At 73.3% G+C, this 25,717-nt stretch carries 26 protein-coding genes and 1 pseudogene; 14 read left to right on the top strand and 13 right to left on the bottom strand.

Features of this window, described 5'->3' with window-relative positions; all coding sequences use genetic code 11:
- Window positions 1-95: 95 nt before the first annotated feature.
- A complete protein-coding gene (locus IE172_RS08995; RefSeq protein WP_190096597.1) occupies window positions 96-1,586 on the top strand; it encodes a DNA-binding protein NsdB in 1,491 nt (496 codons plus the stop codon).
- Between the two features lie 27 nt (window positions 1,587-1,613).
- Here IE172_RS08995 and IE172_RS08990 read toward each other — a convergent pair whose 3' ends face one another.
- The 3 genes from IE172_RS08990 to IE172_RS08980 all read right to left on the bottom strand — a co-directional run bounded on the left by IE172_RS08990 (window position 1,614) and on the right by IE172_RS08980 (window position 6,523).
- The gene (locus tag IE172_RS08990; protein ID WP_190096596.1) at window positions 1,614-3,035 is read right to left on the bottom strand and encodes a PP2C family protein-serine/threonine phosphatase; all 1,422 of its coding nucleotides are present in this window, start codon (window positions 3,033-3,035) and stop codon (window positions 1,614-1,616) included.
- 293 nt (window positions 3,036-3,328) lie between these two features.
- On the bottom strand, window positions 3,329-4,426 hold the full coding sequence (locus IE172_RS08985) for a baeRF3 domain-containing protein (RefSeq protein WP_190096595.1): 1,098 nt from the start codon (window positions 4,424-4,426) through the stop codon (window positions 3,329-3,331).
- A 495-nt stretch (window positions 4,427-4,921) separates the two neighbouring features.
- Window positions 4,922-6,523 carry an alpha/beta fold hydrolase gene (locus IE172_RS08980; RefSeq protein ID WP_190096942.1) on the bottom strand — a complete coding sequence of 534 codons (1,602 nt, stop codon included), beginning with the start codon at window positions 6,521-6,523 and terminating at the stop codon, window positions 4,922-4,924.
- A 299-nt stretch (window positions 6,524-6,822) separates the two neighbouring features.
- Here IE172_RS08980 and IE172_RS35235 point away from each other — a divergent pair, with 299 nt between their 5' ends.
- Window positions 6,823-7,446, top strand: coding sequence for a chaplin (locus tag IE172_RS35235; protein ID WP_229885902.1), 624 nt, complete (start codon window positions 6,823-6,825; stop codon window positions 7,444-7,446).
- 144 nt (window positions 7,447-7,590) lie between these two features.
- On the opposite strand, the gene IE172_RS08970 is transcribed toward IE172_RS35235, so the two are convergent.
- Window positions 7,591-8,076: a nucleoside deaminase gene (locus tag IE172_RS08970; RefSeq protein ID WP_190096593.1), complete on the bottom strand. Its 486-nt coding sequence runs from the start codon at window positions 8,074-8,076 to the stop codon at window positions 7,591-7,593.
- Window positions 8,077-8,160: 84 nt separating this feature from the next.
- On the opposite strand from IE172_RS08970, the pseudogene IE172_RS08965 reads away from it, so the two are divergent.
- Window positions 8,161-8,937, top strand: a pseudogene (locus IE172_RS08965) (GNAT family N-acetyltransferase); the annotation flags it as partial.
- Window positions 8,938-9,182: 245 nt separating this feature from the next.
- Here IE172_RS08965 and IE172_RS08960 read toward each other — a convergent pair.
- Window positions 9,183-9,446 carry a GlsB/YeaQ/YmgE family stress response membrane protein gene (locus IE172_RS08960; RefSeq protein ID WP_190096592.1) on the bottom strand — a complete coding sequence of 88 codons (264 nt, stop codon included), beginning with the start codon at window positions 9,444-9,446 and terminating at the stop codon, window positions 9,183-9,185.
- Between the two features lie 132 nt (window positions 9,447-9,578).
- A complete protein-coding gene (locus IE172_RS08955) occupies window positions 9,579-10,019 on the bottom strand; it encodes an SPW repeat protein (protein ID WP_190096591.1) in 441 nt (146 codons plus the stop codon).
- 158 nt (window positions 10,020-10,177) lie between these two features.
- On the opposite strand from IE172_RS08955, the gene IE172_RS08950 reads away from it, so the two are divergent.
- From IE172_RS08950 to IE172_RS08920, 7 genes are all read left to right on the top strand, one after another.
- Entirely contained in the window at window positions 10,178-10,696 is a 519-nt protein-coding gene (locus tag IE172_RS08950) for a MarR family winged helix-turn-helix transcriptional regulator (protein ID WP_190096590.1), read from the top strand.
- Window positions 10,697-10,811: 115 nt separating this feature from the next.
- Window positions 10,812-12,896, top strand: a complete 2,085-nt coding sequence (locus tag IE172_RS08945) for an MMPL family transporter (protein WP_190096589.1) — start codon at window positions 10,812-10,814, stop codon at window positions 12,894-12,896.
- 139 nt (window positions 12,897-13,035) lie between these two features.
- Window positions 13,036-13,215, top strand: a complete 180-nt coding sequence (locus IE172_RS08940) for a DUF8839 family protein (RefSeq protein ID WP_190096588.1) — start codon at window positions 13,036-13,038, stop codon at window positions 13,213-13,215.
- Between the two features lie 232 nt (window positions 13,216-13,447).
- Window positions 13,448-14,338: a glycoside hydrolase family 19 protein gene (locus IE172_RS08935; RefSeq protein ID WP_190096587.1), complete on the top strand. Its 891-nt coding sequence runs from the start codon at window positions 13,448-13,450 to the stop codon at window positions 14,336-14,338.
- Window positions 14,339-14,438: 100 nt separating this feature from the next.
- Entirely contained in the window at window positions 14,439-15,809 is a 1,371-nt protein-coding gene (locus IE172_RS08930) for a PI-PLC domain-containing protein (protein WP_190096586.1), read from the top strand.
- Between the two features lie 105 nt (window positions 15,810-15,914).
- Window positions 15,915-16,307, top strand: coding sequence for a VOC family protein (locus IE172_RS08925; protein WP_190096585.1), 393 nt, complete (start codon window positions 15,915-15,917; stop codon window positions 16,305-16,307).
- 45 nt (window positions 16,308-16,352) lie between these two features.
- The gene (locus IE172_RS08920) at window positions 16,353-17,450 is read left to right on the top strand and encodes an adenosine deaminase (protein ID WP_190096584.1); all 1,098 of its coding nucleotides are present in this window, start codon (window positions 16,353-16,355) and stop codon (window positions 17,448-17,450) included.
- Here the strand turns inward: IE172_RS08920 and IE172_RS08915 are convergent.
- Both IE172_RS08915 and IE172_RS08910 read right to left on the bottom strand, forming a co-directional pair.
- The gene (locus IE172_RS08915) at window positions 17,414-17,929 is read right to left on the bottom strand and encodes a mycothiol transferase (RefSeq protein ID WP_190096583.1); all 516 of its coding nucleotides are present in this window, start codon (window positions 17,927-17,929) and stop codon (window positions 17,414-17,416) included. The genes IE172_RS08920 and IE172_RS08915 overlap by 37 nt on opposite strands.
- A gap of 27 nt (window positions 17,930-17,956) precedes the next feature.
- On the bottom strand, window positions 17,957-18,841 hold the full coding sequence (locus IE172_RS08910) for a LysR family transcriptional regulator (protein WP_190096582.1): 885 nt from the start codon (window positions 18,839-18,841) through the stop codon (window positions 17,957-17,959).
- A 128-nt stretch (window positions 18,842-18,969) separates the two neighbouring features.
- On the opposite strand from IE172_RS08910, the gene mgrA reads away from it, so the two are divergent.
- Window positions 18,970-19,962, top strand: a complete 993-nt coding sequence (gene mgrA, locus IE172_RS08905) for an L-glyceraldehyde 3-phosphate reductase (RefSeq protein WP_190096581.1) — start codon at window positions 18,970-18,972, stop codon at window positions 19,960-19,962.
- Between the two features lie 21 nt (window positions 19,963-19,983).
- Here mgrA and IE172_RS08900 read toward each other — a convergent pair whose 3' ends face one another.
- The gene (locus IE172_RS08900; protein ID WP_190096580.1) at window positions 19,984-20,367 is read right to left on the bottom strand and encodes a nuclear transport factor 2 family protein; all 384 of its coding nucleotides are present in this window, start codon (window positions 20,365-20,367) and stop codon (window positions 19,984-19,986) included.
- Window positions 20,368-20,734: 367 nt separating this feature from the next.
- Here IE172_RS08900 and IE172_RS08895 point away from each other — a divergent pair, with 367 nt between their 5' ends.
- Window positions 20,735-21,145, top strand: coding sequence for a hypothetical protein (locus IE172_RS08895; RefSeq protein WP_190096579.1), 411 nt, complete (start codon window positions 20,735-20,737; stop codon window positions 21,143-21,145).
- A gap of 62 nt (window positions 21,146-21,207) precedes the next feature.
- On the opposite strand, the gene IE172_RS08890 is transcribed toward IE172_RS08895, so the two are convergent.
- Genes IE172_RS08890 through IE172_RS08880 form a run of 3 tightly spaced genes read right to left on the bottom strand, consistent with a single transcriptional unit; the run spans window position 21,208 to window position 23,550 of the window.
- Window positions 21,208-22,482, bottom strand: coding sequence for a streptophobe family protein (locus IE172_RS08890; protein ID WP_190096578.1), 1,275 nt, complete (start codon window positions 22,480-22,482; stop codon window positions 21,208-21,210).
- A 58-nt stretch (window positions 22,483-22,540) separates the two neighbouring features.
- On the bottom strand, window positions 22,541-22,972 hold the full coding sequence (locus IE172_RS08885; RefSeq protein WP_190096941.1) for a PRC-barrel domain-containing protein: 432 nt from the start codon (window positions 22,970-22,972) through the stop codon (window positions 22,541-22,543).
- Entirely contained in the window at window positions 22,972-23,550 is a 579-nt protein-coding gene (locus IE172_RS08880; protein ID WP_190096577.1) for a PRC-barrel domain-containing protein, read from the bottom strand. Before IE172_RS08880 ends, IE172_RS08885 begins: the two co-directional genes overlap by 1 nt.
- Before the next feature lie 145 nt (window positions 23,551-23,695).
- On the opposite strand from IE172_RS08880, the gene IE172_RS08875 reads away from it, so the two are divergent.
- Window positions 23,696-24,151, top strand: a complete 456-nt coding sequence (locus IE172_RS08875) for an ATP-binding protein (protein WP_190096576.1) — start codon at window positions 23,696-23,698, stop codon at window positions 24,149-24,151.
- A gap of 24 nt (window positions 24,152-24,175) precedes the next feature.
- Here the strand turns inward: IE172_RS08875 and IE172_RS08870 are convergent, their stop codons facing one another.
- Window positions 24,176-25,060 carry an RNA polymerase sigma factor SigF gene (locus tag IE172_RS08870; RefSeq protein ID WP_190096575.1) on the bottom strand — a complete coding sequence of 295 codons (885 nt, stop codon included), beginning with the start codon at window positions 25,058-25,060 and terminating at the stop codon, window positions 24,176-24,178.
- Between the two features lie 259 nt (window positions 25,061-25,319).
- On the opposite strand from IE172_RS08870, the gene IE172_RS08865 reads away from it, so the two are divergent.
- Window positions 25,320-25,709 (top strand): helix-turn-helix domain-containing protein, encoded by a 390-nt coding sequence (locus IE172_RS08865; protein WP_190096574.1) that lies wholly within the window; start codon window positions 25,320-25,322, stop codon window positions 25,707-25,709.
- Window positions 25,710-25,717: the final 8 nt, after the last annotated feature.

The raw sequence follows: 25,717 nt of genomic DNA, 5'->3' as shown, positions 1-25,717 counted from the left end.
CACCATCTGGCGCACCCTGGCGAACCCTGGCGAATAGTCGCCCGGCAACCCGCACCGGGCTACTGTCAACTCAGCCGAGAACCTGGGGGCTTGACGTGAGCGGACAACCCAACACCCGGCTCTCGGACCTGTTCGGCCTGGCCGGCTGGTCCAAGGGCGAACTCGCGAGGCTGGTCAACCGGCAGGCGGCGGCCATGGGCCACCCCCAGCTGGCGACCGACACCTCCCGGGTGCGGCGGTGGATCGACATGGGAGAGATCCCGCGCGATCCCGTACCGCGGGTGCTGGCGGCTCTGTTCACCGAGCGTCTCGGCCGTGTCGTGACCATCGAGGATCTCGGTCTGGTCCGGCACGGGCGTACGGGGAAACGGCCACGCCCCGGGAGTGCGGAACATCCCGACGGAGTGCCGTGGGCGCCCGAGCGGACAGCCGAGGTCCTCACCGAATTCACGGGAATGGACCTCATGCTCAACCGACGCGGCCTGGTGGGCGCGGGTGCCGCACTCACCGCGGGCTCCGCACTCAGCAGCGCCATGCACGACTGGCTGCACACCGATCCGGCCCTGACCGCCGACGCTCCCCGCCTCCACGACCCCCTGCACGCCGAACCCGCCGGGTTCGACCGCTACGAGGCCGCCCCCATCGGCTCGCAGGAGATCGAGGAACTGGAGCGCTCCGTGGAGGTGTTCCGCGCCTGGGACGCCGCCCGGGGCGGGGGCCTCCAGCGCAAGGCGGTGGTCGGCCAGCTCAACGAGGTGGGCGGCATGCTCGCCTACCATCACCCACCCCATCTCCAGCGGCGCCTGTGGGGCGTCGCCGCCAACCTCGCGGTGCTCGCCGGCTGGATGTCCCACGACGTCGGCATGGAACCCACCGCCCAGAAGTACTTCGTCATCGCCGCCCACGCGGCCCGGGAGGGCGGCGACCGCCCGCGGGCCGGCGAGGCCCTGTCCCGGGCGGCCCGGCAGATGGTGCACCTCGGGCGGCCCGACGAGGCACTGGACCTGATGAAGCTCGCCCAGTCCGGCTCGGGCGAGGAGGTCCTGCCGCGCACCCGCGCCATGTTCCACACGATCGAGGCGTGGGCGCAGGCGTCCATGGGCAAGGGCCAGGCGATGCGCCGCACCCTGGGCCGCGCCGAGGACCTGTTCGTCTCCGACAAGGGTGACGTGCCGCCGCCGAACTGGATGCAGCTGTTCAACGAGGCGGACCTGTACGGCATGCAGGCCCTGGCGTACCGGACGCTCGCGGAGTTCGAGCCGGACGCCGCCGCGCACGCCCAGCACTACGCGGACAAGGCCCTGGCGCTCCGGGTCGAGGCGCAGCAGAGGTCGAAGATCTTCGACTTCCTGTCCATGGCCTCCGCCTGCTTCATCGCCGACGACCCCGAGCAGGCGGACCGGTTCGCGCGGCTGGCCCTGGTGTCGATGGGGCAGAACTCCTCGCGCCGCACCTGGGACCGGCTGCGCCAGATGTACCGGCTCACCGCCGAGTACTCCACGTATCCGAGGATCCAGGAACTGAGGGAGGAGATCGAGCTGGCGCTGCCCAGGCCGCGGGGCAAGGGCGCCGGCGCGCGGGCGTGACGGCCCCGCGGTCCCCGTGGGCCGGGGCTACGAGGCGACCCGTGCCACCAGGACGCAGGCGTGCTCGGCGCGTTCTTCCTCTCCGCACTCCCGGATCACGGTCCGCACGCAGTCCTGCGCGCTGCCGGCTTCGGCGAGGCGGGGTGCGAGCGTCAGGAGCCGTTCGGCGGCGGTCGCTCCGGCGTGCCCGGGCACCAGCCAGTCGGTGTACAGGAGCAGCAGATCGCCGGCTTCGAGGGTCTCGTCGGCCTGTCCGTACGAGGGGTCCGGGGCGGCGCCGAGCGGTACGCCACGGGGCGCTTCCAGTGCCCGCCCCCTTCCGCCGCGGAACAGCAGCGGTGCGGGGTGTCCCGCCTGCGCCCACACCAGGGTGCGGGTCGCGGACCGGTAGCGCAGGCAGAGGGCGCTGCCCAGGGACGGCTGCGCGCCGGCGTCCAGTAACCGGCTCAGGCAGGCGAGCAGGGGGCCCGGTTCGGTGCCGGTCATCGCCATCCCGCGCATGGCGCCGAGCAGCATCGCCGTGCCGGAGGCGTCGCCGGAGCCGTGTCCGGTCAGGTCGCCGACGCCGAGCAGTGTGGTGCCGTCGGGCAGTTCCAGGGCGTCGTACCAGGCGCCGCCGGCCGGGGCGTGTGCGGAGGGCGGCAGGTGGGCGGCGGCGATGTCCAGGGCCGGCGGCCCGTCGGGCGGGAGCCGCAGGGAGCCGCGCCACGGTGGCGGCACGGCCTCCCGCGGCCCGTCCGCGAGCCGGTGTCCGGTCCGAGTGGTGGCCTTCCGGTGGCGGTGCAGCGAGTCACGGGTCTCGCGCACCGCCCGCCGGCGGCGGCGCAGTTCGCTGACGTCCCGCAGCACGGCCCACATCGAGGCGGTGCTGCCGTCGGCGCCGAGCGCCGGTTCGCCCATCATGTGCACGGTCCGTACGCCGTCGTCCGGGCGCAGCACGCGGAACTCGCCGTCGATGGGCCGGCCGTCGACGAGACAGCCGGTGACCATCGCGGTCAGAGAGGGGCGGTCCTCCTCGACGACCAGCGACGGCAGTTCGTCGAGGGTGAGCGGGGGCAGCGCGGTGTCGCGGCCCAGGATGCGGTACAGCTCGGCGGACCAGCTCACCTCGTCGGTGAGCAGGTTCCACTCGGCGCTGCCGACCCGGCTGAGCAGGGAGCCGTGACGCGGCACGGAAGCCGCGGCGGGCGTGCCGGACGGACCGGGCACGGCCGGCGGGTGCTCCCGCAGTTGCGCCAAGTGCTGGTCCAGGTCGTTCAGTTGGTGGAGCGCCAGGTCGTACAGGGCGCGCCGCCAGCGTTCCGTCGGGTCCGCCGTGTCCGCCGGGGTGCCGCGTCGTACGGCATCCACGTCGCCCTTGAGCCGCCGGGCCTGCGAGATGAGCGCGTCCACCGGGCCGCGCGGCGGCGGCTGGGCGGCGGGGCGGTCCGCGGAGAGGTGGGACGGCATGACGCACTCCGATGCGGGACGATACGGCCTTCGGGCGGACGAGGGACCGTAACGACTGTTGCACAGCCCGCGAGAGCCTGTAAGAGATTCGGCAACACCCGACAAGGCGGTGCCTTTGGCATATGCCACCGTCTTCCCGGGCTACCCGGAGGTGCGTGTCCGGGACGCGTTCGGTTCCTCAACTCCCATGGTACTCAAGTGACTTGGGGTGGATCCGGGGTCACGGATCCACCCGTGCACATGTTCTACGTTCAGGTGTTTGTGTGGGAGGTGACCGGCGGGTAGCCCCGCATTCAGTAGCGCAGGACGGCGGCCATGCCGTCCGCGTCCCCGAGGGTGCCGTCCGGGACGAAGCGGACCTCGGCGCCCGTCTCCAGGCACTGCTCGACGATCTCGTCGACGATGTCCTCGCGGGCGTCCAGGTCTCCGTCCTCGGCGACGACCAGGTGCTCGCCGGCGTCGCGCACCGTGATCCGGTAGTTCTCCTCGACCGCCAGCAGCCGGACCCGGCCCTCCCGGGCGCTCTGCCACAGCTCGTCCACGCCCGCCGCGAACTCCTTGCGCCCACGGGCCGATTCCAGCGACCGGGACACGTCCTCGGTGCTCTTGCGTGCCTCGTCCTGAAGGACCGGCAGCACGGCCTGCCACACCGCCTCGGGTGTCCCCTGCGCCAGCCCGCCGTGCGGGACGTGCACGGCGTCCTTGGCCGTGACGCTGCCGGCCTCGCCCAGCAGGGACAGGGCGGCGGGGTCGCCGGTGACGTACAGCGGCCGCGGATGGTGGCGCAGGACGGCCCCCATCGCCGTGTCGGCCTCGCGCAGGAACCGCCGGGTGTCCTCGTCCCGGAAGTTGCTCGGCTGATTGCCGGTCCGTTCCTGCCGCTCGGGGTCGAAGTTCGGCTCCTCGCGGACGAGGGGGAAGGCGCCGATCCGTTCCTCGACGACACGGTCCGCCCCGCCGCTCCACAGGGTGGCCCGGTCGGCGGACACGGACAGCACCCAGAACGGCTGCTCCGCCGTGTGGGCGGAGACCAGGTTGCGGGTCAGGAAGGTGTCCGAGAGGACGACCCGCTCGGGCACGCTGCGCGCGAGGGACCACACCTGGTGCTCGCCCGGCGCGGCGAAGATCACCAGGCCGTCCTCGGAGTGCGTCAGGTCGACCTCCGCCAGCGCCTCGTCGAGCTGCCGGGCCACGTCGGCGCGCCGGTCCCTGGTGACCGCGGGATCGTCCTCCAGCTTCTTCTTCGCCTCGGCCACCATGTTGCGCAGCCGGACGGCGTCCTGGGTGTTGAGGGGGTCGCGCCGGTGCGTCGGCGTCAGCACGGACACCGCGGGGTAGGGGCGCGGACGGCGAAGCTCGGCAAGGGTCGCGGGACTCAGATCGTGCTCCATGACAGCACCATAGGGCGAATTCCACGCTAGGGCATTTGGGGCAAAGCCCCGCACCCGCCGGCACGGCCCGGTCGTGGCGCGTCGACCGGTGGGGGAGAGCCGCCGGACGCACGGCGCGGGAGGGAGCGGCGGTGGTGCAGGGCCGGCCGCCCACCGGGCGCCGCCGCGGCGGGGACGGGTGGCACACCCGGCCGGCCCGTGGGTGCGGGTACGACTCCTGCCCGAGGGCGGGACGATCGCGGACGGCGGCCCTTTCGCCGCGTGAGGCGGGACGACCGCCGGGCGGCCGGCGGCACCGTCAGCAGAGTCCGGTCGCCGTAGGCGCCTGCCGACACGTCGCCCCGGCGGGGCGGTCAGGTCGGTTCGACAGCGGAACCGACCGTGCCTCCGTGCCCGCGGGGGCTCATGGCACACCGCCGGGGACGGGTCCGGGTGACCGGCCGTCGGGCCGGTCCGGAGTGGCAGCGTCCGCGCCGAGAGGGCTCGGGCAGGCGGTCAGAGGCGGTCCTCGTTCTCGCTGCCGCAGGAGCTGCCGCTCGGCGGCAGCGAGCCGTGCAGCAGGAAGTCGTCGATCTTGCGGTGGACGCAGTCGGACGATCCGTAGCCGGTGTGCCCCTCGTTGCGGTTGTCCAGCACCACGGCCGCGGAACCGAGCCGCTCGGCCGTCTGCACCGTCCACCGGTACGGGGTCGCGGGGTCGCCCCTGGTGCCCACCAGCAGCATCCTCGCCGTGTCGACGTCCTTGACCCGCTCCCGGATGAAGTCGGTGCCCTTGGGACGGCCGTAGCAGAGCACCACTTGGGCGAGCCGGTACGGGCCGAAGACCGGGGAGGCCTCCTCGTACGCCGCCCGCAACCGGGCCACGTCCCGGGTCAGCCGCTCGGCGTCCGGCCGGTCCGGGTCGTCCGCGCAGTTCACCGCCATCAGCGCCGCCGGCAGGTTGTCCAGCGGCACCTCCTCCGGGTCGGTGAGGGGTTCGTCGGCCCGGCGCGGCACGGGCAGCCCCGCACCGCCGGTCGCGAGGGCCTCGACCCCGCTGATGTCCCCGTCCTCGACGAGTTCGGCCAGCGCCCGTTGCAGCAGCGGCCACATCTGCTTGGTGTACAGGCCCTGCGCGATGGCGCCGACCAGGTCCTGACCGGTGAACTCGTAACCGAAGTCGGTCGGCACCGGGTTCTCGTCGAGCGAGTCGACCAGGTCCACGACCTGGGAACGGGCGCTGCGCGCGTCCTGGCCGAACGGACAGGCCAGTTCCCCGGTGCACCAGGTGAGGAAGTTCTCCAGCGCCGTCTGCTGCCCCCGCGCGCTCGCCAGCCCCTGCTCGGCCAGCGACTCCGTCAGGGTGTCCACCCCGTCCAGTGCCATGCGCCCCACCTTGTCCGGGTACTTGGCCGCGTACACCGCGCCGAGCCGGGTTCCGTAGGAGAATCCCAGGTAGTTGAGCTTCTTGTCGCCGAGGGCCTGGCGCATGACGTCCAGGTCGCGGGCGACGTCCACGGTGCCGATGTGCTCGAGGACGGGTCCCGAGTGCTCGGCGCACGCGGCGGCCACCTCGCGCAACTGCCGCAGCGCCGCACGCGGATCGGCCGCCTCCTCGCCGTCGGTCGCCTCCAGCGCCTGGTTCGTGGCGTCGGTGCCGCAGCTGACCGGTGAGGAGAGGCCGACGCCGCGGGGATCGAAGGAGACCACGTCGTAGTCGTCGGTCAGCCCCAGGAAGTCCTTGCGGCCGTGGGCCAGGCCCAGTACCCCGGAACCGCCCGGGCCGCCGAAGTTCAGCACCACCGAACCCCTGGGGTCGCCGTTCGCCCGGTAGCGGGCCAGGGCCAGTTCGAGGGTGCCCCGTCCGGGATCCGCGTAGTCGAGCGGGACGGTGATCTTTCCGCACTGCAGGTCCTTCGGCAGGTCCATGCCCTCGCACGCGGACCAGGTGACCCTCTGGTCGTAGAACCGGTCGAGGTCCGAGCCGGTGTGGCTGGTCACCGTCAGGCCGGCGCCCAGCAGGGCCAGTCCGACCACTCCGGCGGACGCGCAGCGCCGGACCGAGGGGCGCAACGCGCGGCGCCGGAGACGGAGTCGCTCGGACAGCTTGACCAGCATCGATGCCTCCAGGGACGCTCCGACCGGCACCCTCGCCCACCATAAGCGGGCGCCGCGGCCTCTGCCCGTCGGCCGGACCCGGGCCTTGCCGCCTGCCCGGTCCGGCTGTTCGTCCGTCAGGGGTTCGAGGGACTTTGCCCGGGGTTCGAGCGGCGGGACCCCCGATGGGGTGAACCGGCTGCGGCATACGGATGAGCCATAACCCGGATGCCGCAGTCGCGTTCTATCCGGTGCGGGCGAGCGCTCGCGACCATCTCTGGAAGGGCAGGGAACCTATGAGACGGGTTACCCGAAACGGTGTGATCGCCGTCGCCGCCGCGTCGGGCGCGATGGCCGTGGCGATGCCGGCGTACGCCGACGCCGGGGCGGACGGCGCCGCGGTCGGCTCACCCGGGGTGGTGGCGGGGAACACCCTCCAGCTCCCGGTGCACGTCCCGGTGAACGTGTGCGGGAACACCGTGAACGTGGTGGGTCTCCTCAACCCCGCCGCGGGCAACACCTGCGTCAACGAGGACGCGGGGGGCAAGGGCGCCTCCGCGGACTCCTCCTCCACCGGGGCGACGGCCGGGAGCGACACACAGGGCTCCCCGGGCGTGCTGTCCGGCAACGGGGTGCAGCTGCCCGTGGACCTCCCGGTCAACGTCAGCGGCAACAGCGTGAACGTGGCCGGCGTCGGCAACCCCGCGGCCGGCAACTCCTCCGGCAACGTCTCCGGGGAGAGCCCGGACCGTCCGGAACGGCCGGAGCCCGCCACGCCGCCGCGGACCCTGCCTGCTCCGCTCCCGCACACGGCCGCGCGGGAGCCCGTCGCCCTCGCCGAGACGGGAGCCGACCGGACGCTGCCGGTGCTCGCGACCGGCGCGGCGCTCTTCCTGAGCGGGGCCGCGCTGTACCGCCGGGCCCGTGCGGGGGCGGTCGGCTGACCGGCCGGGAGAACGACCAGGCTCACGGGGCCCCGGCGTCCGGGTCGGCGGGGCCCCGTGGTCGTGTCCGGCGGGAGGAAGCGCGGGCCGCGCGCCCGGCACGGGTGACGGACCGGCCCGTCCCGCCCGCACACCCCTCTCGGGTCAGGCCCGCGGGCGGTGGAAGCGCCGGTGCAGTTCCCTGATCTCCTCGGTCAGCCCGGGGACGGGTCCGTCCACGGTCACACCCGGCGCGACCTCGGAGACGGGCAGTGTCCGCACCGGCGGGGCGGGCACCCCCAGCTCCGTCAGCCAGGACGCCAACTGCTCGGAGGAGGCGACGTACACGATGCGTCCGAGGCCCACCCAGGCGTGGGCGGCCGCGCACATCGGGCAGTGCTCGCCGGAGGTGTACACGGTGGCCGAGGCCCGGTCGGCGGGGGAGAGGCGCGCCGCCGCCCAGCGCGCCAGCTCGAACTCCGGGTGCCGGGTGCGGTCCCCGGAGGCGACGCGGTTGTGGTCCTCGGCGAGCACCGTGCCGTCCGCGGCGACCAGCACCGAACCGAACGGCTCGTCACCGGATTCCAGCGCCTCGGCCGCCAGCTCCACGCAGCGCCGCAGGTACGGCAGCTCGTCGTCCTTCACGACCATGGTCCTGCCTCCTCACGAGGGTCTTGATCCACGGTCACCCTAATCCCGTTGCCGCCGGCACCGGCCCGTGGTGGAGTCGCCCGCATGGACAACGCCGCCGTACTCGCCCTGTTCGACCGTGACATGCGCGAGCGGGCGCGGCCCGACGGCCCCGGCGTCCGCGTCGAGCGGGTGGGCGCCGTGGTGCGCCGCACCGCTCCCACGCACGGCTGGAACGGCATCCTCTGGTCCGCCCCGGAGATGACGGACGCCGACGCGGTGATCGCGGAGCAGGTCGCGTACTTCACCGGGCTCGGGCGCGAGTTCGAGTGGAAGCTGTACGGCCACGACCTGCCCGTGGATCTCGGGCAGCGGCTCGTGGCGGCGGGGTTCACGCCGGAGCCGGAGGAGACGGTGATGACCGGCGAGTCCGCCGGGCTCACCCTGGACGCCGAGCCGCCCGGGGGCGTGCGCATCGTGCCCGTCACCGACCGGGCGGGCGTCGACCTGGTGGCCGGGGTGCACGAGAAGGCCTTCGGCGCCGACGCCTCGTGGCTCCGCGGGCAACTGCTCGACCAGCTCACCGCCTGCCCCGCCACCGTCGTCGCCGTGCTCGCCCTGGCCGGCGACGAACCGGTCGGCGCGGCACGCATGGAACTGACGCCGGGCGTGCCCTTCGCCGGGCTGTGGGGCGGCGGCACCGTGCGTGACTGGCGGGGGCGGGGCGTCTACCGTGCCCTGGTGGCGCACCGGGCCCGGGCAGCCGCGGACCGCGGCTACCGCTACCTCCAGGCGGACGCCTCCGGACAGAGCCGCCCCATCCTCGAACGCCTCGGTTTCGCCGCCCTGACCACGACCACCCCGTACCGGTACGCGGTCGGGCGACAAGGCCCCGCGCGACGGGGGCGCCGTCCCGGGCGCGTCCTCGTTCCGTCCTCCGACGCGGCCGGAGACCTGCCGGGCCCCGCGCCGGGGACTCGGCGGCGTTCGGGCGGTGTCGGCCAGAACGGCATCCGGCCGACACCGCCCGACGAGACACGGGGACGCCGCACCGAGCAGGTGCGAACAGTGGCCGTCCCGTCGCCGACGATGCGGCCGGATGCCGTTCCGGCGAGCCGGCGGACCGTCTAGCGGCCGGCCTTCGACCGGTCCAGAGCGGCCACTCCCACCGCGGCCAGGCCGATCTGGATCAGCCACTCCACCCAGTCGACACCGTCGGTGTCGGCCACCCCGAAGCCGGCGGCGATCGCCGACCCGAGGAGTGCGGCGGCGATGCCGACGAGGATCGTCCACAGGACTCCGATGCGCTGCCGGCCCGGAACCACGAGCCGGCCCAGAATGCCGATGACAATGCCGATGACGATGGCACTGATGATGCCGTCGATCTCCATCTCGCCCCTTCTCCTCGAGTCCTCCGTGTCAGTGCGTCTGCCCCCTCGCCGCCCGGACACTCCGGGCCGGACGTGAGAGGGCCGGCCCGCCTCCGACGCGGACCGGCGCTCGGCTCTCCTTCCGCCGCGGGCCTACGGCTTGGGTGCGCTCCGGGCCGCCGTGACGGCGCAAGACGCGCCCAGTACGACGGCGAGGGCGCCGATGACCACGTTGTTCCAGATGACGCCGGCGTCAGGGCTGCTGCCGACGATCCACGGCGAGATGATCATCCACACGCCGACGGCGCACATGGCCCAGCTGAGGCCGTACATGCGCGCCGGGGCCGCGGTGAACCCCAGGGCGAGCACCCCGATCGCGATGCCCACGACGAGGTTGTGGGTCACGAGGGCGGGCTGGCTCGTCGTGTAGTGGAGGATCCACGGGGACACCGCGCAGTAGAGGCCGAGCAGGAAGACCGGACCGTCCACGAGGGCCACGTCGCGACCGCCGAGCACACGGTCGTACCGTGCCCGCATCTCCGGTGCGTCGGGGTGGCTTCTGATGTCACCGCGCGGGTGCGAGACGTTGGCCATGAGTCGTCTCCTTCGACTAGCGGGCCTGACCGCTGTGTGCGGTGTGCGGTAAGTGCCGCGCCCTTCCATTCTGTACTTATTTTCCCTTTATGTGTAGAGCTGAGTGGAAGGTGTGACGGGGGCGCGGGCGACCGCGAGGGCTTCTATAGGGTGATCCCGTGGCCAGAGCAGACGACACGGAGCGGCGGACGGCGGGACGGGGCGGACCGGGCGGGCCCCCGGCGCCGGGACCGGCCGACCTCCAGGCCTTCGCCGTGCAGCTGCGCCGGATGAACGGCGAGATCAACCGCATGGTCCACGGCTTCGCCCACCGCAACGGACTGCACGTCACCGACGTGCAGGCGCTCGCGGCGATCCTCGACGCCGACGAGCCGATGACCCCCGGCCGGCTCAGGGAGCACCTGGGGCTCACCTCGGGTGCGGTGACCGCGTGCGTGGACCGGCTGGAGCGCGCCGGGCACGTCACCCGGGTCCGGGAGAGCAGCGACCGCCGGGTGGTCCACCTGTACTACGCGGCCGACGCCAAGCCGGCGGCCCGGAGCTACTTCCGTCCGCTCGCGCAGGCGGCGGGGACGGCCCTCGCCCGCTTCGACGACGCCGAACTCGCGGTCGCGCTGAGGTTTCTGACCGCGCTGAACGAGGAACTGGCGCTCCGTGACGCCTCCGGGCGGTCCTGACCGCAGGGCCTGACGGCGACGGCGGAACCGGTGTGGTCTACGATCACCACCGCAATCTATTTCAATCATTGAGATTGTTTTTCATTCAGATGATTACCGCCGCACCTGGAGAGCGATGAACGCCTCAACACGATGGGCCCGCCGGCTCGTCCCCGTCCTGCTGGTCGTCGTGTGGCTCGGCATCGGCGGGGCCTTCGGCTCCTACGCGGGCAGGCTGGGCGAGGTGGCCACCAACGACCAGGCCGGATTCCTGCCCCGCAGCGCCGAGTCCACGGAGGTCATCGAGCAGCAGAAGGCCTTCCGGCAGGACGAGACGCTCCCGGCGATCGTGCTGTGGACCGCCGACGGCGACGGCCAGGTGAAGGACCGGCAGGCCGAGGCCACCCGCTCGCTCGCCTCCCTCGCCGGCACACCGGGCGTCGTCGGCAAGACCTCCCCGGCGCTCCCCTCCGAGGACGGCGAGGCGCTCCAGGGCGTCGTCCAGCTCGAACCCGCCGACGGGGACCAGCTGGCCGAGGTGCTCGAACGCATCCGGACGGCGGCCGGTCAGGTCGAGGGCACCACGGTCCAGGTGGCCGGCCCCGCCGCGACCCAGGCCGACCTCTCCGACGCCTTCGCCGGCATCGACGGGCTGCTGCTCGGCGTCGCCCTGGCGGCCGTCCTGGTGATCCTCGTCCTGGTGTACCGCAGCGTCCTGCTGCCCCTGGTGATCATCATCTCCGCGGTCATGGCGCTCGCCCTGGCCTGCGCGGTGGTGTACGCGCTCGCGAAGAACGACATCGTGCGGGTCGACGGCCAGGTGCAGGGCATCCTGTCCATCCTCGTCATCGGCGCCGCCACCGACTACGCCCTGCTGCTCACCGCCCGCTTCCGGGAGGAACTGGCGGGTCACGACCGGTTCACCGCCATGCGGTCCGCGCTGAAGCAGACCTGGGGCGCCGTCGTGGCCAGCGCCGCCACCGTCGTGCTGGGCCTGCTGGCGCTCCTGCTCAGCGACCTCACCAACAACCGTGCGCTCGGCCCGGTCGGCGCGATCGGCATCGTCTGCTCGGTGCTCAGCACCCTGACCTTTCTGCCCGCCGTGCTGGTCCTGCTGGGCCGCGCCGCCTACTGGCCGGCGAAGCCGCACAGCGCCGAGGAACGACGGACCGGTGACGGCCTGTGGCAGCGGGTCGCCTCCCTCGTCGACCGCGCCCCGCGCAAGGTGTGGGCGTTCACGCTGGCGGGCCTCGTGGTGTTCGCCGCCTTCTCGCCGGCCCTCACCTCCAAGGGCGTCCCGCTTGACGAGACCTTCGTCAACGACGCGCCCTCCGTGGCCGCCCAGGAGACCCTTTCCGAGCACTTCCCCGGCGGCTCCGGCAACCCCACCGTGGTCATCGCCGACGCCGGCCGGCTGGAGCAGGTCGTGGCCGCGGCCGAGGACACCGACGGGGTCGCCTCGGCGGCCGGCGTCACCGCCTCCGGGCGTCCCGGCGGCGAACCGCTGGTCGTCGACGGGCGGGTCCGCGTCGACGTCACCCTCGACGCCGCCTCCGACAGCGACGCCGCCAAGGACACCGTGGCCCGGCTGCGCACCTCCCTGCACGACGTCCCCGGCGCCGACGCCCTCGTGGGCGGCTACACCGCCCAGCAGTACGACACCCTGCGGACGGCCGAGCGGGACCGCGGGCTCATCGTCCCCGTCGTCCTCGTCGTCATCTTCCTGGTGCTGACCGTGCTGCTGCGCTCGCTGCTGATGCCCGCGCTGCTCGTCGCCACCGTCGCGGTCAACTTCCTCGCCACGCTCGGCGTCTCCGCCCTCGTGTTCCCGCTGTTCGGGTTCACGGGCACCGACCCCTCGGTGCCGCTGTACGGCTTCGTGTTCCTGGTCGCCCTCGGCGTGGACTACAACATCTTCCTCATGTCCCGGGTCCGGGAGGAGTCGCTGCGGCACGGGGCCCGTCAGGGCGTGCTGCGCGGACTGGTCAGCACCGGCGGGGTGATCACCTCGGCCGGTGTGGTGCTGGCCGCGACCTTCGCGGCGCTCGGGGTGATCCCCCTGGCCTTCCTGGCGCAGGTCGCCTTCATCGTCGCCTTCGGCGTGCTGCTCGACACACTGGTCGTCCGCTCCCTGCTGGTGCCCGCCCTCGCCCTGGACCTCGGGCCGGTCGCCTGGTGGCCGGGCCGCATCTCCAGGGAGCGCAAGGAGGCGCGGAACTGACCGCCCCGCGGCCGGAGCCGCAACCCGTGCGGGTCGGCCCGTACATGTCCGCCGCGATCCGGGGCAACCGCAGCACACGGAGGAAGGGCGGTACCGGACGGTGCTCCGGGCCGCGGGCCGACAGGAGGTGTCCACCGACATGACCGCCGTGACGGAAGCGAAGGTGCTGGAGCGGTTCCCCGCAGGGTCCCCGCGCGGATCCTGGCCCGCCGAGGAGTGCGCGGCCCGGCACCGCGCCGGGGGCGAGCCCGCGACGGTCGTCATGGATCTGGAGTCGGACGCCTTCCTCGTGGTGGTCCCGCCCGAAGAGGACGGCTGACCCCGCCCGCCGGACCCGCCGGTGCCCGGTGACTCCCCAGGGAGTCACCGGGCACCGGCATGATCACTGGTCTAAACCCTTGACTGGTACAGACCAAGGCGGTTGAGTGTGCTCGACACCCCCCACCGCGGCCGGCCCGCGCCGTGCCCGGTCATGCCGGCGCACGCCGACAGGACCCGTCCGGGCCTGTCCTCGCCCGGGAACGGCCGTGTTCCGCGAAGGAGTTGACCCCTTGTCGAGACGCCGCATCGCCGCCGTGACCGCCGCCCTCGTCCTCGCCGGCAGCGCCCCCGTGCTCCTCCCCGCCGCCACCGCGTCCGCCGCCGCGTGCTCCAGCTATGCCACCTGGGTGGCCGGTAAGTGGTACAACGCCGGTGACATCGTGCGCTACACCGACGGCCGGGCGTACATCGCCGAGCACGGCAATCCGGGCTACGACCCGGTCATCAGCACCTGGTACTGGGAGCCCTACGCCTGCGACAACGGGCCCGGCACGCCCGCCGGGAAGTTCGTGGTGACCGAGGCGCAGTTCAACCAGATGTTCCCGAACCGGAACGGCTTCTACAGCTACAGCGGGCTCGTCGCCGCGCTGAGCGCCTACCCCGGCTTCGCCACCACCGGCAGCGACACGGTGAAGAAGCAGGAGGCCGCCGCCTTCCTGGCCAACGTCCACCACGAGACCGGCGGCCTGGTGCACATCGTGGAGCAGAACACCGCCAACTACCCGCACTACTGCGACTGGGGGCAGCCGTTCGGCTGTCCGGCCGGCCAGGCCGCGTACTACGGCCGCGGGCCGGTGCAGCTGAGCTGGAACTACAACTACAAGGCCGCGGGCGACGCGCTCGGCATCGACCTGCTGAACAACCCCTGGCTGGTGCAGAACGACTCCGCCGTCGCCTGGAAGACGGCCCTGTGGTACTGGAACACCCAGACCGGTCCCGGTTCGATGACCGCGCACAGCGCCATGGTCAACCAGGCCGGATTCGGACACACCATCCGTGCCATCAACGGCTGGGTGGAGTGCGACGGGAAGAACCCGGCGCAGGTGCAGAGCCGGGTGACCAAGTACCAGCAGTTCACCCAGCTCCTCGGAACCACACCCGGCGGCAACCTGTACTGCTGACGCGGCACCGCGCTCCGTGGTGTCATGCCCCTGACCATCCGCACGGCCCGGCGCGCGCCTCGCGCGCGCCCGGCCGCGCCCGGACGAAGGGGCACCCACCATGCGCACCCCCCACGCCCTGCTCGCCACGACCGTCTCGGCCGCCGCGCTGGCCGCGACGATCGTGGCACCGGCACCCGTCGCCGCATCCGACGCCGTCCCGCCACCCGGTACCTACTACGTCCAGAGCGCCACCACCGGACTGAACGCCGCCGACCGGTCGGGCGCGGTCGAACAGCACCGGCCACGCGGCGACGAGGACCGCCAGCAGTGGAACCTGCGTGCCGACGGCACGCTGGAGAACAGCGACAGCCCCGGCACCTGCCTCGGCCGGGCCGGCGCCCTGGCCCGGACCGTCCCGTGCGCGAGCCCGGAGGCGCGCTGGGAGATCGCCCCCGCCGGCGCCGACCGGTTCACGCTCACCGTCCCCGGCACCGGTCACCGCCTCACCGTCGCCCCCAAACCCTCCGGCGCCAACCACCCCGCCCCGCTCGCCGTCGGCCCCGGCGGCGGCGACCTCGCCGGCTGGTACCTCACCCCGGCCGACCCAGTGACCCGGCCCGCGCCGCCCCGGGAGCGGCGCACCCTGGACCAGGTCACCTTCCTCACCGCCCACAACGCCTACGCCAACGGCGTCGACGGCGGCTTCGCCCCGCCCTTCGTCGACCTCTTCCCCAACCAGAACCGTGGCATCGAACGCCAACTCGCCGACGGCGTCCGCGGGTTCATGATGGACATCCACCAGACCCCGGACGGCGCGATCCTCTGCCACAACAGCTGCACCCTGGTCCGCAGACCCGTCGCCCTGTGGGTCGACCTCCAGCGGATGGTGGACTTCCTGCGCGCCCACCCCGACCAGTTCGTCACCGTCTTCCTGGAGGACTACGTCGACCCCGGCGTGCTGCGAGCCGAACTCGCCCGCGTCCAGGGGCTGTCGGACGTGCTGTACCGGCCGGACCGCACCGGTGTCCGCGAGAACGGCTGGCCGACCATGGGTGAGCTGGCCGCCGCGGGACAGCGGCTGCTGATCTTCACCGACCGCACCCGCGCCGCCGACCAGGCGGCCGGGCTGACCCGGGACACCTTCGGCGTCATGTACCAGCGCGAGTGGACCGTCGAGAACCACTGGTCCATGGGGCCGGGCGTGGGCACCTCCGACTGGTCCTGTCACAGCCGCTGGTACGACGCGGGCACCAACATCCCGCTGACCCGCACCGAGCCGGGCTTCCGCCCCCTGTTCGTGATGAACCACTTCCGGGACGCCGCCGTCGCCTCCACGGCCGGCACCGACAACGCCAAGCTCGCCGACCGGGCCCGCCGCTTCTGTCAGCCGGCCGCCCGGAAGAAGCCCACCTACCTCGCCGTGGACCGCTACGACCTCGGTGATCCCGCCTCCGCCGTCGCCGCCCTCGAGACGTACGTCCATCCATAGCCGGAGCGCCGGTCCCGTCCCCGGGAAGCGGCCCCGGGGACGGGATTGGCGCGGCCGGTGGTTTTACGTATAACCTCTCCGGTCAATCCCCTGCGAGAGGTCACGATGAGACGCATCCCCCTGGTCACCCTCGTCGTCGACGACTACGACGAGGCGGTCCGCTTCTTCACCGCGGCCCTCGGGTTCCGGCTCGCCGAGGACACGCCACGGCCGGACGGCAGCCGCTGGGTGGTCGTCGAACCGGACGCCGCGCACACCGGAACGGCACTGCTGCTCGCCCGCGCCAAGGGGGAGGCGCAGCGGGCCAGGGTCGGCGACCAGACCGGCGGGCGCGTCGGATTCTTCCTGTACACCGACGACTTCGCCCGCGACCACGCGCGGATGGCCGACGCCGGCGTGACTCTCCTGGAAGAGCCGCGTCACGAGCCGTACGGTTCGGTCGCCGTCTTCCAGGACCTCTACGGCAACCGCTGGGACCTGCTCCAGCCCTCCGCCTGACCCTCTCCCGTCGCTCCCCACCGCCTGCTCAAGGAAGGTCCCGCCATGACCGCTACGCGCGTAGACAACGCTGTGATCCGCCGCCTCCCCAAGGCCGTCCTGCACGACCACCTCGACGGCGGTCTGCGCCCCGCCACCGTGGTGGAGCTCGCCGAGGCGGTCGGCCACACCCTGCCCACCACCGACCCCGACGAGCTCGCGGCCTGGTACACCGAGGCCGCGAACTCGGGCGACCTGGTGCGCTACATAGCGACCTTCGAGCACACCCTCGCCGTGATGCAGACCCGCGAGGGCCTGCTGCGCACCGCCGAGGAGTACGTCCTCGACCTCGCCGAAGACGGCGTCGTCTACGGCGAGGTGCGCTACGCCCCGGAGCTGAACACCCGGGGCGGGCTGTCGATGGGCGAGGTCGTGGAGACCGTCCAGGAAGGTCTCGCCGCCGGCATGGCCAAGGCGGCGGCCGCCGGGACCCCCGTCCGGGTCGGCACCCTGCTCTGCGGCATGCGGATGTTCGACCGCGTGCGTGAGGCCGCCGACCTGGCCGTCGCCTTCCGGGACGCCGGTGTCGTCGGCTTCGACATCGCCGGCGCCGAGGACGGCTTCCCGCCCGCCGACCACCTCGCCGCCTTCGAACACCTGCGCCGCGAGAACGTGCCGTTCACCATCCACGCCGGCGAGGCCCACGGCCTGGCCAGCATCCACCAGGCCGTCCAGGTGTGCGGCGCCCAGCGCATCGGGCACGGCGTGCGCATCACCGAGGACATCCCCGACCTCGCGGCCGGCAAGCTCGGCCGGGTCGCCGCCTGGGTCCGCGACCGCCGGATCGCCCTGGAGATGTGCCCCACCTCCAACCTCCAGACCGGCGCCGCCGCCTCGATCGCCGAACACCCGGTCACCGCGCTGAAGAACCTCGGCTTCCGCGTCACCCTCAACACCGACAACCGTCTCGTCTCGGGCACCACCATGACCCGCGAGATGTCCCTGCTGGCCGAGGAGGCCGGCTGGAGCGTCGAGGACCTGCGGACCGTCACGGTGAACGCCGTGAAGAGCGCCTTCCTCCCCTTCGACGAGCGCAACGCCCTCATCCGGGACGTGATCCTGCCCGGCTACGACGCGGCGCTGAGCACCAGCCCCCGGGCGTAGGCGGCCTGTCCGACGTGCTGCAGGTCGTCGGACACGACGCTCACCAGCCGTACGCCCAGCGTCACCGGGGGGTCCCAGCGCTCGTCGACGACGCGCTCCAGGTCCTTGGCGGCCAGGGCGCGCAGTGCGCGCAGGGTGCGTTCGTGCACCGCGTCGTGGTAGCCGGTCAGCAGGTCACCGGAGTCGACCCGCACCTTGGCGACCTCGGCCGAGGTGTGCCCGTACCCGGTGTCATGGCGGGGCAGGCCGAGCCCGAGGCGCTCGTGCCAGCCCTCGGCGAGCCACACCTGCTCGTGGCCGAAGGCGTCGGCGACGTGGTCGTCCTGGACCCGGGTGAGGTGCCAGACCAGCCAGGCCACGGAGTTGGCGTCGGGGCCGGGCCGGGCGTTCAGCTCGCCGGGGCCGAGGCCCTCGACGGCGGCGTGCACCTCTTCCCGGACGCGGCCGAAGCCGTCGATGAGGATGTCCTTGGCATGCATGCCCCCACCTTCGCGCATCCGGGCGGGTCACGCGCCCCCGCCGTCCAGCAGGGCCATCAGCGCCCGCGCCGCCGGGCTGGCCGCCCGCGGGGACGGCACCAGGGCGACCGTCTCGTACGCGGCCTCGTCGGTGTCCTTCAGCGGGAGCGCGGTCAGCGCCTCGCGCTTGTGCCGGAAGTGCCGCGGCACCACCGCGACGCCCAGGTCCTCGTCGACGAGGTCGAGGAGGCTGTGCACGTCGTTCACCTCCAGCGCCACCGTGCGCCGTACGCCCGCGGCGGTGAAGGCGGCGTCGGTGACACGGCGCGGACCCCAGTCGGGGTGGAAGTCGACGAAGACCTCGTCGGCCAGGTCCCGCGGGGTCACCGGCGTCCCGGCCCGGGCGAGCCGGTGGCCCGGATGGCACAGCACGGTCATCGGCTCGCTGGTCAGGGGAACCGACCGCAGGTGCTCCGGGTCGGCCTCCGTCCGGTAGGCGAAGGCCAGGTCGAGCCGGCCCGCCGCGACCTCCTCGGCCAGCGCGGCCGAGCCCCACTGGCGCAGCCGGATCTCCACATCGGGGTGCCGCCGCCGGAACGCGGCGAGCAGTTCCGCCACGTGCACCCCGGCGATGCACTGCTCCGAGCCCAGGGCCAGGGTGCCGCGCAGGACCCCCTGCACCGCGGCCACCGCCTCGTGCGCCGCCCGCACCTGTGCCAGGATCCGCTCCGCCTCCGCGAGCAGCGCCCGTCCGGCCTCGGTGAGCGTCACCCTGCGGGTCGTCCGGACGAACAACGGCGTCTGCAGCTCGCGCTCCAGGGCACGGATGGACGCGGACAGGCCCGACTGGGAGACCATCAGCCGTTCCGCCGCACGGGTGAAGTGCTGGTCCTCGGCGACGGCCACGAAGTGCTGGAGGTGACGCAGTTCCATGATTGAGAAGCGTATCCGCTGAATTCCATCGGATTCTTCTGTTGGACCACTGCCCGCAGGTCACGACAGAGTGGGACGAGCGGTTCGACGGAACCGCCGAGACGTGTGCCAACCCCCCTGGAGTCGCGTTGTACACCGCACACCCCGACCGTTACGCGGACATGCCCTACCGGCGCACCGGACGCAGCGGCCTGAAACTCCCCGCGCTCTCGCTCGGCCTGTGGCACAACTTCGGCCCCGACCGTCCGGCCGGGACACAGCGCGCCATCCTGCGCCGCGCCTTCGACCTGGGCGTCACCCACTTCGACCTGGCCAACAACTACGGGCCGCCGCCCGGCGCGGCCGAGTCCGCCCTCGGCGAGGCGCTGCGGGCCGACTTCGCGCCGTACCGCGACGAGCTGGTGATCTCCACCAAGGCCGGCTACCTGATGTGGCCGGGCCCGTACGGCGAATGGGGCTCGCGCAAGTCCGTACTGTCCTCGCTGGACCGGAGCCTGGGCCGGATGGGCCTGGAGTACGTCGACGTCTTCTACTCGCACCGCTTCGACCCGGAGACTCCGCTGGAGGAGACGATGGGGGCCCTGCACTCGGCGGTGCAGCAGGGCAAGGCGCTCTACGTCGGCGTGTCCAACTACTCGGCGGAGCAGACCCGCGAGGCCGCCCGCATCCTCGGCGAACTGGGAACCCCGCTGCTGATCAACCAGCCCCGCTACTCGATGCTCGACCGCCGTCCGGAGGACGAGGGGCTGATGGACGCCCTGGACGAGCTCGGAGTGGGCTCAATCGCCTACTCCCCGCTCGAACAGGGCCTGCTCACCGCCCGCTACCTCGACGGCATCCCCGAGGACTCCAGGGCCGCGAGCGACAGCCCCTTCCTGAACGGCGACGCCCTCACCGAGGAGCTGGTGGGACGGCTGCGGGCACTCGACGAGATCGCCGGATCCCGTGGCCAGACGCTGGCGCAGATGGCGCTGTCGTGGGTGCTGCGGGGCGGCCGGCTGACCTCCGCGCTGGTCGGCGCGAGCAGCCCGGAGCAGCTCGAGGACAGCGTGGCCGCCACCCGCAACCTCGGCTTCACCGAGGACGAACTGTCCCGCATCGACGCGGTCGTGAAGGCGTAGTCACGGACCGGGTGGCCGGATTCACGCCCTCTCGGGCACCCGGTCGAGGAAGCCGTACACGGCACGGATCCGGCCCCCGGGGCCGAGAGTGAGCACATCGGATCCGGCGACGGGGGCCGAACCGTCCGCCTCGCCCACCAGCTCCCAGGAGAAGCGCGCGGTGTCGTGGTGCCCGTCGACGGCGCCGAGGAGCCGGAAGGCGAAACCGGGGAACTGCTCCCGCGCGGAGGTGATCACCGCCGTGACCGCCTCGTGGCCGGTGGCGTCGGCCACCGGGCCGGTGCGGCGGCCGTCGGCCGTCCCTGCCTCGGCGACCGCCTTGGCGCGCGCCTCGCCGCCGTCGGCGTTCCAGGCCTCGAAGCAGCGGGCGACGACGGCGTCGTAGTCGTGGGTGTGCGCGCTCATCGAAAGGCCCCCTGGCGTCGTGGTGTGTGGACCGGGTCCCGGTGACCCGGTACGCACACACAGCCCCCGGCCGGTGGCCGCGGTCGATCACCCGCGGGGTCATGCGCACCGGGCCCGGCGCCGGTCCGGAGCGCCGGTCGGGTCATGCGCACCGTCGGCCACGGGACGCATCGTTTCGGCCAGAGATGGCCGTGAATATGCCAAGAGACTGGCCGGAAACCCATGGTGACAGTGATTCAGCCGTGAACATACTCGACAAGGAGAGCGCTTCACACCGCGCGACGGCGCCCTCACGCACAGCACGCGAGCCCCAGGGGCGGGCAGCCGGCCCGTACCGGCAGGCCCGCGACGCAGCGGGGGAGGGAACGTGCACGACGAATTCCTGTGCCACGTCACGGCATACGGAGTCTGCGACGGACGGCGCATCGGCGTGCCCCTGGGCACCTACCGCGCGCCCACCCTGGCCCTGGCCCTCTGGTGGCTGCGCGACCGTGCCTCCTGGATCGCCGAGCGGCTCGACCCGTGCCCGGACGCCGAGCACTTACCGCCGGGCGCGCTCGTCCCCGTCCCCGACGGCGTGCCCGACGTACCCGCCGTGCTGCGTGCCTGGTGCGGTGACGTGGTGCGGCAGGAGGAGGTGGCCGAGGCACTCGCCGCCGGACGCCTGGTGCGGCTGGCCACGGGGGACGAGACCACCGAGTACGAGTTGCTGGCCGAATCCGTGGACGCCCTGCGCATGCAGCGCGCCGCCCGCGCGCTCGGCGTCCCGGTCGCCTGAGACGGGCTCCGGCCCCGCCGCTCCGGTCGCCCGACCGGTCCCCGCACCGCCCGGGGAGCGGTTCAGCGGTCCGCCGCCCCGCCGCCCCGCCGGCGCACCGCGCGTGCCGCCGCCGCTCCCACGAACCCGGCGGCCGGCCCCCACAGCAGGGCCAGTCCCAGGGCGCTCCACAGCCGCGGCGCCAGTACGACCTCCCCGGAGAATCCCTCGCCCAGGTCTCCGATGCCGAGCACGGACAGGCCGATCCGCGCGGAGATCCGGGCCGTGAGGCAGATCATCAGCACCGTGAGCGCCAGTGCCACCGCCAGGCGCACGGCGTGCTGCCACACCCGGACGCGCGCGGGGGACAGGGCCGCCATCACGAACGCGGCGGCCGGCAGCAGCACCGCGTCCGCCGCCAGCAGCCACCACCACTGCGCCCCGCCCTGCTCGACGAGCGTGCCCAGGTTCACCTCGGAGAGGTCCGGGGTGCGCAGCACCTCGTCGAGGACGTGCGGCATCGGCAGCCCGAACGGGCCCTCCACCCTGCCCTCCCAGGTGGCACCGAGCCCGACGGTCAGCGCCGGCCAGGCCACGTTGGGCAGCCCGAGCAGGATCACGGCGAACGTCTCGACCGGGTGGCCCCGGGTGGCGGCCACGACCAGCGCCACGACGAGAGCGATCACGACCGTGGCGAGCAGCAGCCGCACCATCGCGAGCGCCGCGGGACGGACCGACGCCTGCACGCGCAGCAGCTCCGCCGGCAGCGGCGCGCCGCGGGACACCATCAACGCCACGAGCAGCACCCCCGCCAGCCACACCAGACCGATCAGGGCGGTCAGCGGCACGTCGGCGGCGAAGCCGACCACCGGCCGGAACCCGAACAGCTCACCGAGGTCCCCCAGCGGTCCGTCCCCGAGCGGGATCTCGAAGGTGTGCCGTGCGGCGAGCGCCAGACCGACGAGCGCGAGCAGCCACAGCACGGCGATCCGCGCCGCCCACCAGCCCAGCTCGGGCGCCCCGGCGACCGCCCGGTGACGCAGCGGACGCAGGAACCCCCAGCCGACGGCCAGCGCCCCCGTGAGGGTGACGGACAGCGGGACGACGGACAGACCGCCCTCCGTGCCGGCGAGTCCGCCGGCGTCCCCGGAGAGCCGCACCGTGCCGCCGACGGCCGTCACCAGGGTCGCCGCGAGCACCTGGGGAAAGGCACCGCCCGGAAGGTCCGCGGCACCGGCCGCCCACAGCCCGAGCGCGGCCACCGCACCCATGGCGGCCAGCGCGCCGAGAACCGTGACCAGGGCGTGCGCCCAGCCGTGGCGGGAGACCACCGGGCCGGAAGAGGTGCGTGCGCTCACGTGTGCACGCTAAACAGCGCGGGTCGGCGCCGCCTGCCGGGAGGTCCGTCCGCGCGCCTCAGCCCGGCGGCCGGCCCGACCCGGTGCGCACGACCAGGGCGTGGTCCCCGAGACCCAGCAGACGGTCGGGCGTCAGCTCGCCGGACGTCGTCAGCACCGCCTCGATGCGCCCGGTGAGCGGGTCGAACGCCGCGTCGAGCACCGTGCCGCGCTCCTCACCGCACTCCGTGAGCACGCGGCTCCCCACCAGTTCGTGATGAGCCGGTACCGGATCGGAGTCCTCGGCCGAGCGGGCTGTCAGCAGGTCCGGTCCGGCGGCGCCCAGCGCGCTCCAGGCCACCACCGCGTCCCGGCGCAGCCGCCCGCGCGCGATCCGGACGGACGCCACACGCCAGGGCGCCGCGCCGACGGTCAGTGCCCGCACCACGCCGACCCGGCCCGCGTCGCCCGGGGTCAGCACCGGCAGCCCCCGCACCCGGGAGAACAGCATCACCGCGCCGCACCCCTGCCGTGCCGGGCACCGACGCGGGCGGTGAAGGCGGGCACGTCGTCGGTGACGTACGTCGTCGCGTGCGCCGGGATCACCAGCGTCCGGCCGCTGACGCCCGACACCTCGCCCCGCGGCACGTACACCCCGTGCCGGCGGTGCCGGGAACCGTGCACCAGGTCCCGCCGGGCCGCCAGCCGGAAGGCCACGAGCCGGCCGCTGGTACCGCCCTCGACCAGCACGTCGAGCACCGTCCCCACCGCCTCGCCCTCGTCGGTCAGCACCTGAGCCCCGAGCAGCCGTCCGCGCACCGTGTCGCGGCGCACCACCGACAGCGGAAGGTCGCACAGCGCCCCCGCGTCCCGCACCATGACCGCGTCCCGGCCCAGACAGTGCACCGCCGGCCAGGGCAGGTCCCGTGGCAGGGGCCCCGACAGGAGGGTCCGCCCGGTCAGCGTGAAGCTCGCGATCCCCCGGGCGGAGGGGTCGAAGACCGTGTCCTTCACATGGGCCACGGCGTCGCCGCCCAGCGTCACCACGGGCAGCGTCGCCAGGCTCCGCACCGCCGTCAGCTCGTTCATGGCACCCCTTCCGCAGGACCTGGCGGAATCCGGGTTCCCCGCGGGGCGGGGCCGAACACGGATCAGGTGGACTGTGACGCCGGAGTCGGGGTACCAGGACTGGTGCAGATCGTCCGGCCGGGCCGGCTACGCAGAGAGAACGCGCATGACCTATCACTTGGACGGGGCAGTGATACCGACTGGTTTCGACGTACCCGTGGAGCCGCTCCGGCGGGCCGCACACTTCACCGGCGAGCCGGGATGCATCGCGGAGGCGCGGGCGTTCGCCGCGGTCTTCCTCGAGCAGCTCAGGACCGAGTGGTGCGCCACGATCGACGCGCGGTCGGACGGTGCGGTGCTGCTGGTGGTCAGTGAACTGGTCACCAACGCCGACCGGCACAGCGAGGGCCCGTACATCCTGGAGCTCGAGGGCACGGACAGCTCCGTCACCGTCGCCGTCTACGACAGCAGCGCCACCCTGCCCCGCGTCTTCCCGCGTGACCCGCAGCGGATCGGACGGCACGGACTGGAGATCGTCCGGGCGCTGGCGCTGGACGTGGCGGTCGAACGCGTACCGGTCGGCAAGCGGGTACGCGCCGTGCTGAGCCTCGACGCCGGATGACGGTCCCGGCCGTCCGTGCCCCCGTCAGGCGCAGCCGAGCTCGCCCAGCATGCCCTCGCGCAGACGGGTGATGATCCGCTTGATCAGACGGGAGACGTGCATCTGGGAGCAGCCCAGGCGCTCACCGATCTCCGCCTGGGTGGCCTCCTCCACGAACCGCAGGTGAAGGATCTCGCGGTCGCGGTCGCTGAGCTCGGCCATGAGCGGGGCGAGCGCGTGGAAGTCCTCGACGAGCCGCAGGCCCTCCTCCTCGACCCCGATGAAGTCGGCGAGGACGGCCTCGCCGTTCTCCGGGCCGTCACCGGTGAGGGCGGCGTCCAGCGACGAGGAGTTGTACCCGTTCGCCGCGATCTGCCCCTCGACGACCTGCTGCTCGGTGATGTTCATCAGGGTGGCCAGCTCGGCGACCGTGGGTTCCCGGTCCAGCCGGCTGGCGAGCTCCTCGCGGGCCTTGGCCAGTTCGACCCGCAGCTCCTGAAGCCGCCGGGGCACGTGCACCGCCCAGGTGGTGTCACGGAAGAACCGCTTGATCTCGCCCACGATGTACGGCAGCGCGAAGGAGGTGAACTCCACCTCGCGGGACAGCTCGAACCGGTCGATCGCCTTGATCAGGCCGATCATCCCGGTCTGCACGATGTCGTCCATGTCGTCGCCCCGGCCGCGGAAGCGTCCGGCCGCGAACCGCACGAGGGACATGTTCATCTCGATGAGGGTGTTGCGCGCGTACTGGTACTCGCGCGTCCCCTCCTCCAGCTCCGCCAGCCGGCGGAAGAACTGCCGGGACAGCTCCCGGGCGTCGCGCGGGGCGACGGTCCGGGGGTCGATGCGTCGGAGGGTGCCGTCACCCGTCACGGCCTCGGTGCGCCCATCGACTACCTGTGCCTGCGACCGGATCACGGCGGTCCCCATTTCCTCTCCCCACGAACGTCCCGGCTGGCCATGTGCCTGAACCTCGCGGGTACCCAGCTCGAAGCGACCCATGCACACCAGGTTTCCGATCGGCTCGGAAGCGTGACGCGCACCGGTCGTTCACGTCTGGGTCCGAGGGTACGCCGAAGCGTCGCGCGCGGCAGCGTGACCCGGTGTGCCCGACCGGCTCCGGACCGGCTTCACTCAGGGCGGAACGCCGCTCCCTTCCCCCGCGGGCCGTACTTCCTAGGCTGAGCGGGTGACCAGTCAAGCGCCGCACCATGCCCGCGTCATCCGTCTTCGACCCGAATCGGCCCGGCCCGCTCCGGCACCCGCGCCCAGAGAACCACTGTGGCGCGACCTCGTCGGCGACGTGCTGCGCAGGGAGCGGCTCGCGCAGGAGCGGACCCTGAAGGACGTCGCCGACGAGGCCCGGATCTCCGTGCCGTACCTCTCGGAGGTCGAGCGGGGCCGCAAGGAGGCGTCCTCGGAAGTCCTCGCGGCCGCCGCCCGCGCCCTCGGTCTCGGCCTCGGCGACCTGCTGTCCCTGGCCCACGGGGAGCTGGTCCGCGTCACCGCACGCCGCGCCCCTGCCGCGCGCGGCGTGCCCGGCTCCGCGCCGCACAGCGGACTGTGCCTGGCCGCCTGACCCGCACC

The organism is Streptomyces griseoflavus, assembly GCF_014649995.1.
Classification (GTDB): domain Bacteria; phylum Actinomycetota; class Actinomycetes; order Streptomycetales; family Streptomycetaceae; genus Streptomyces; species Streptomyces griseoflavus.
This window is presented reverse-complemented; position numbering and strand designations above follow the sequence as displayed.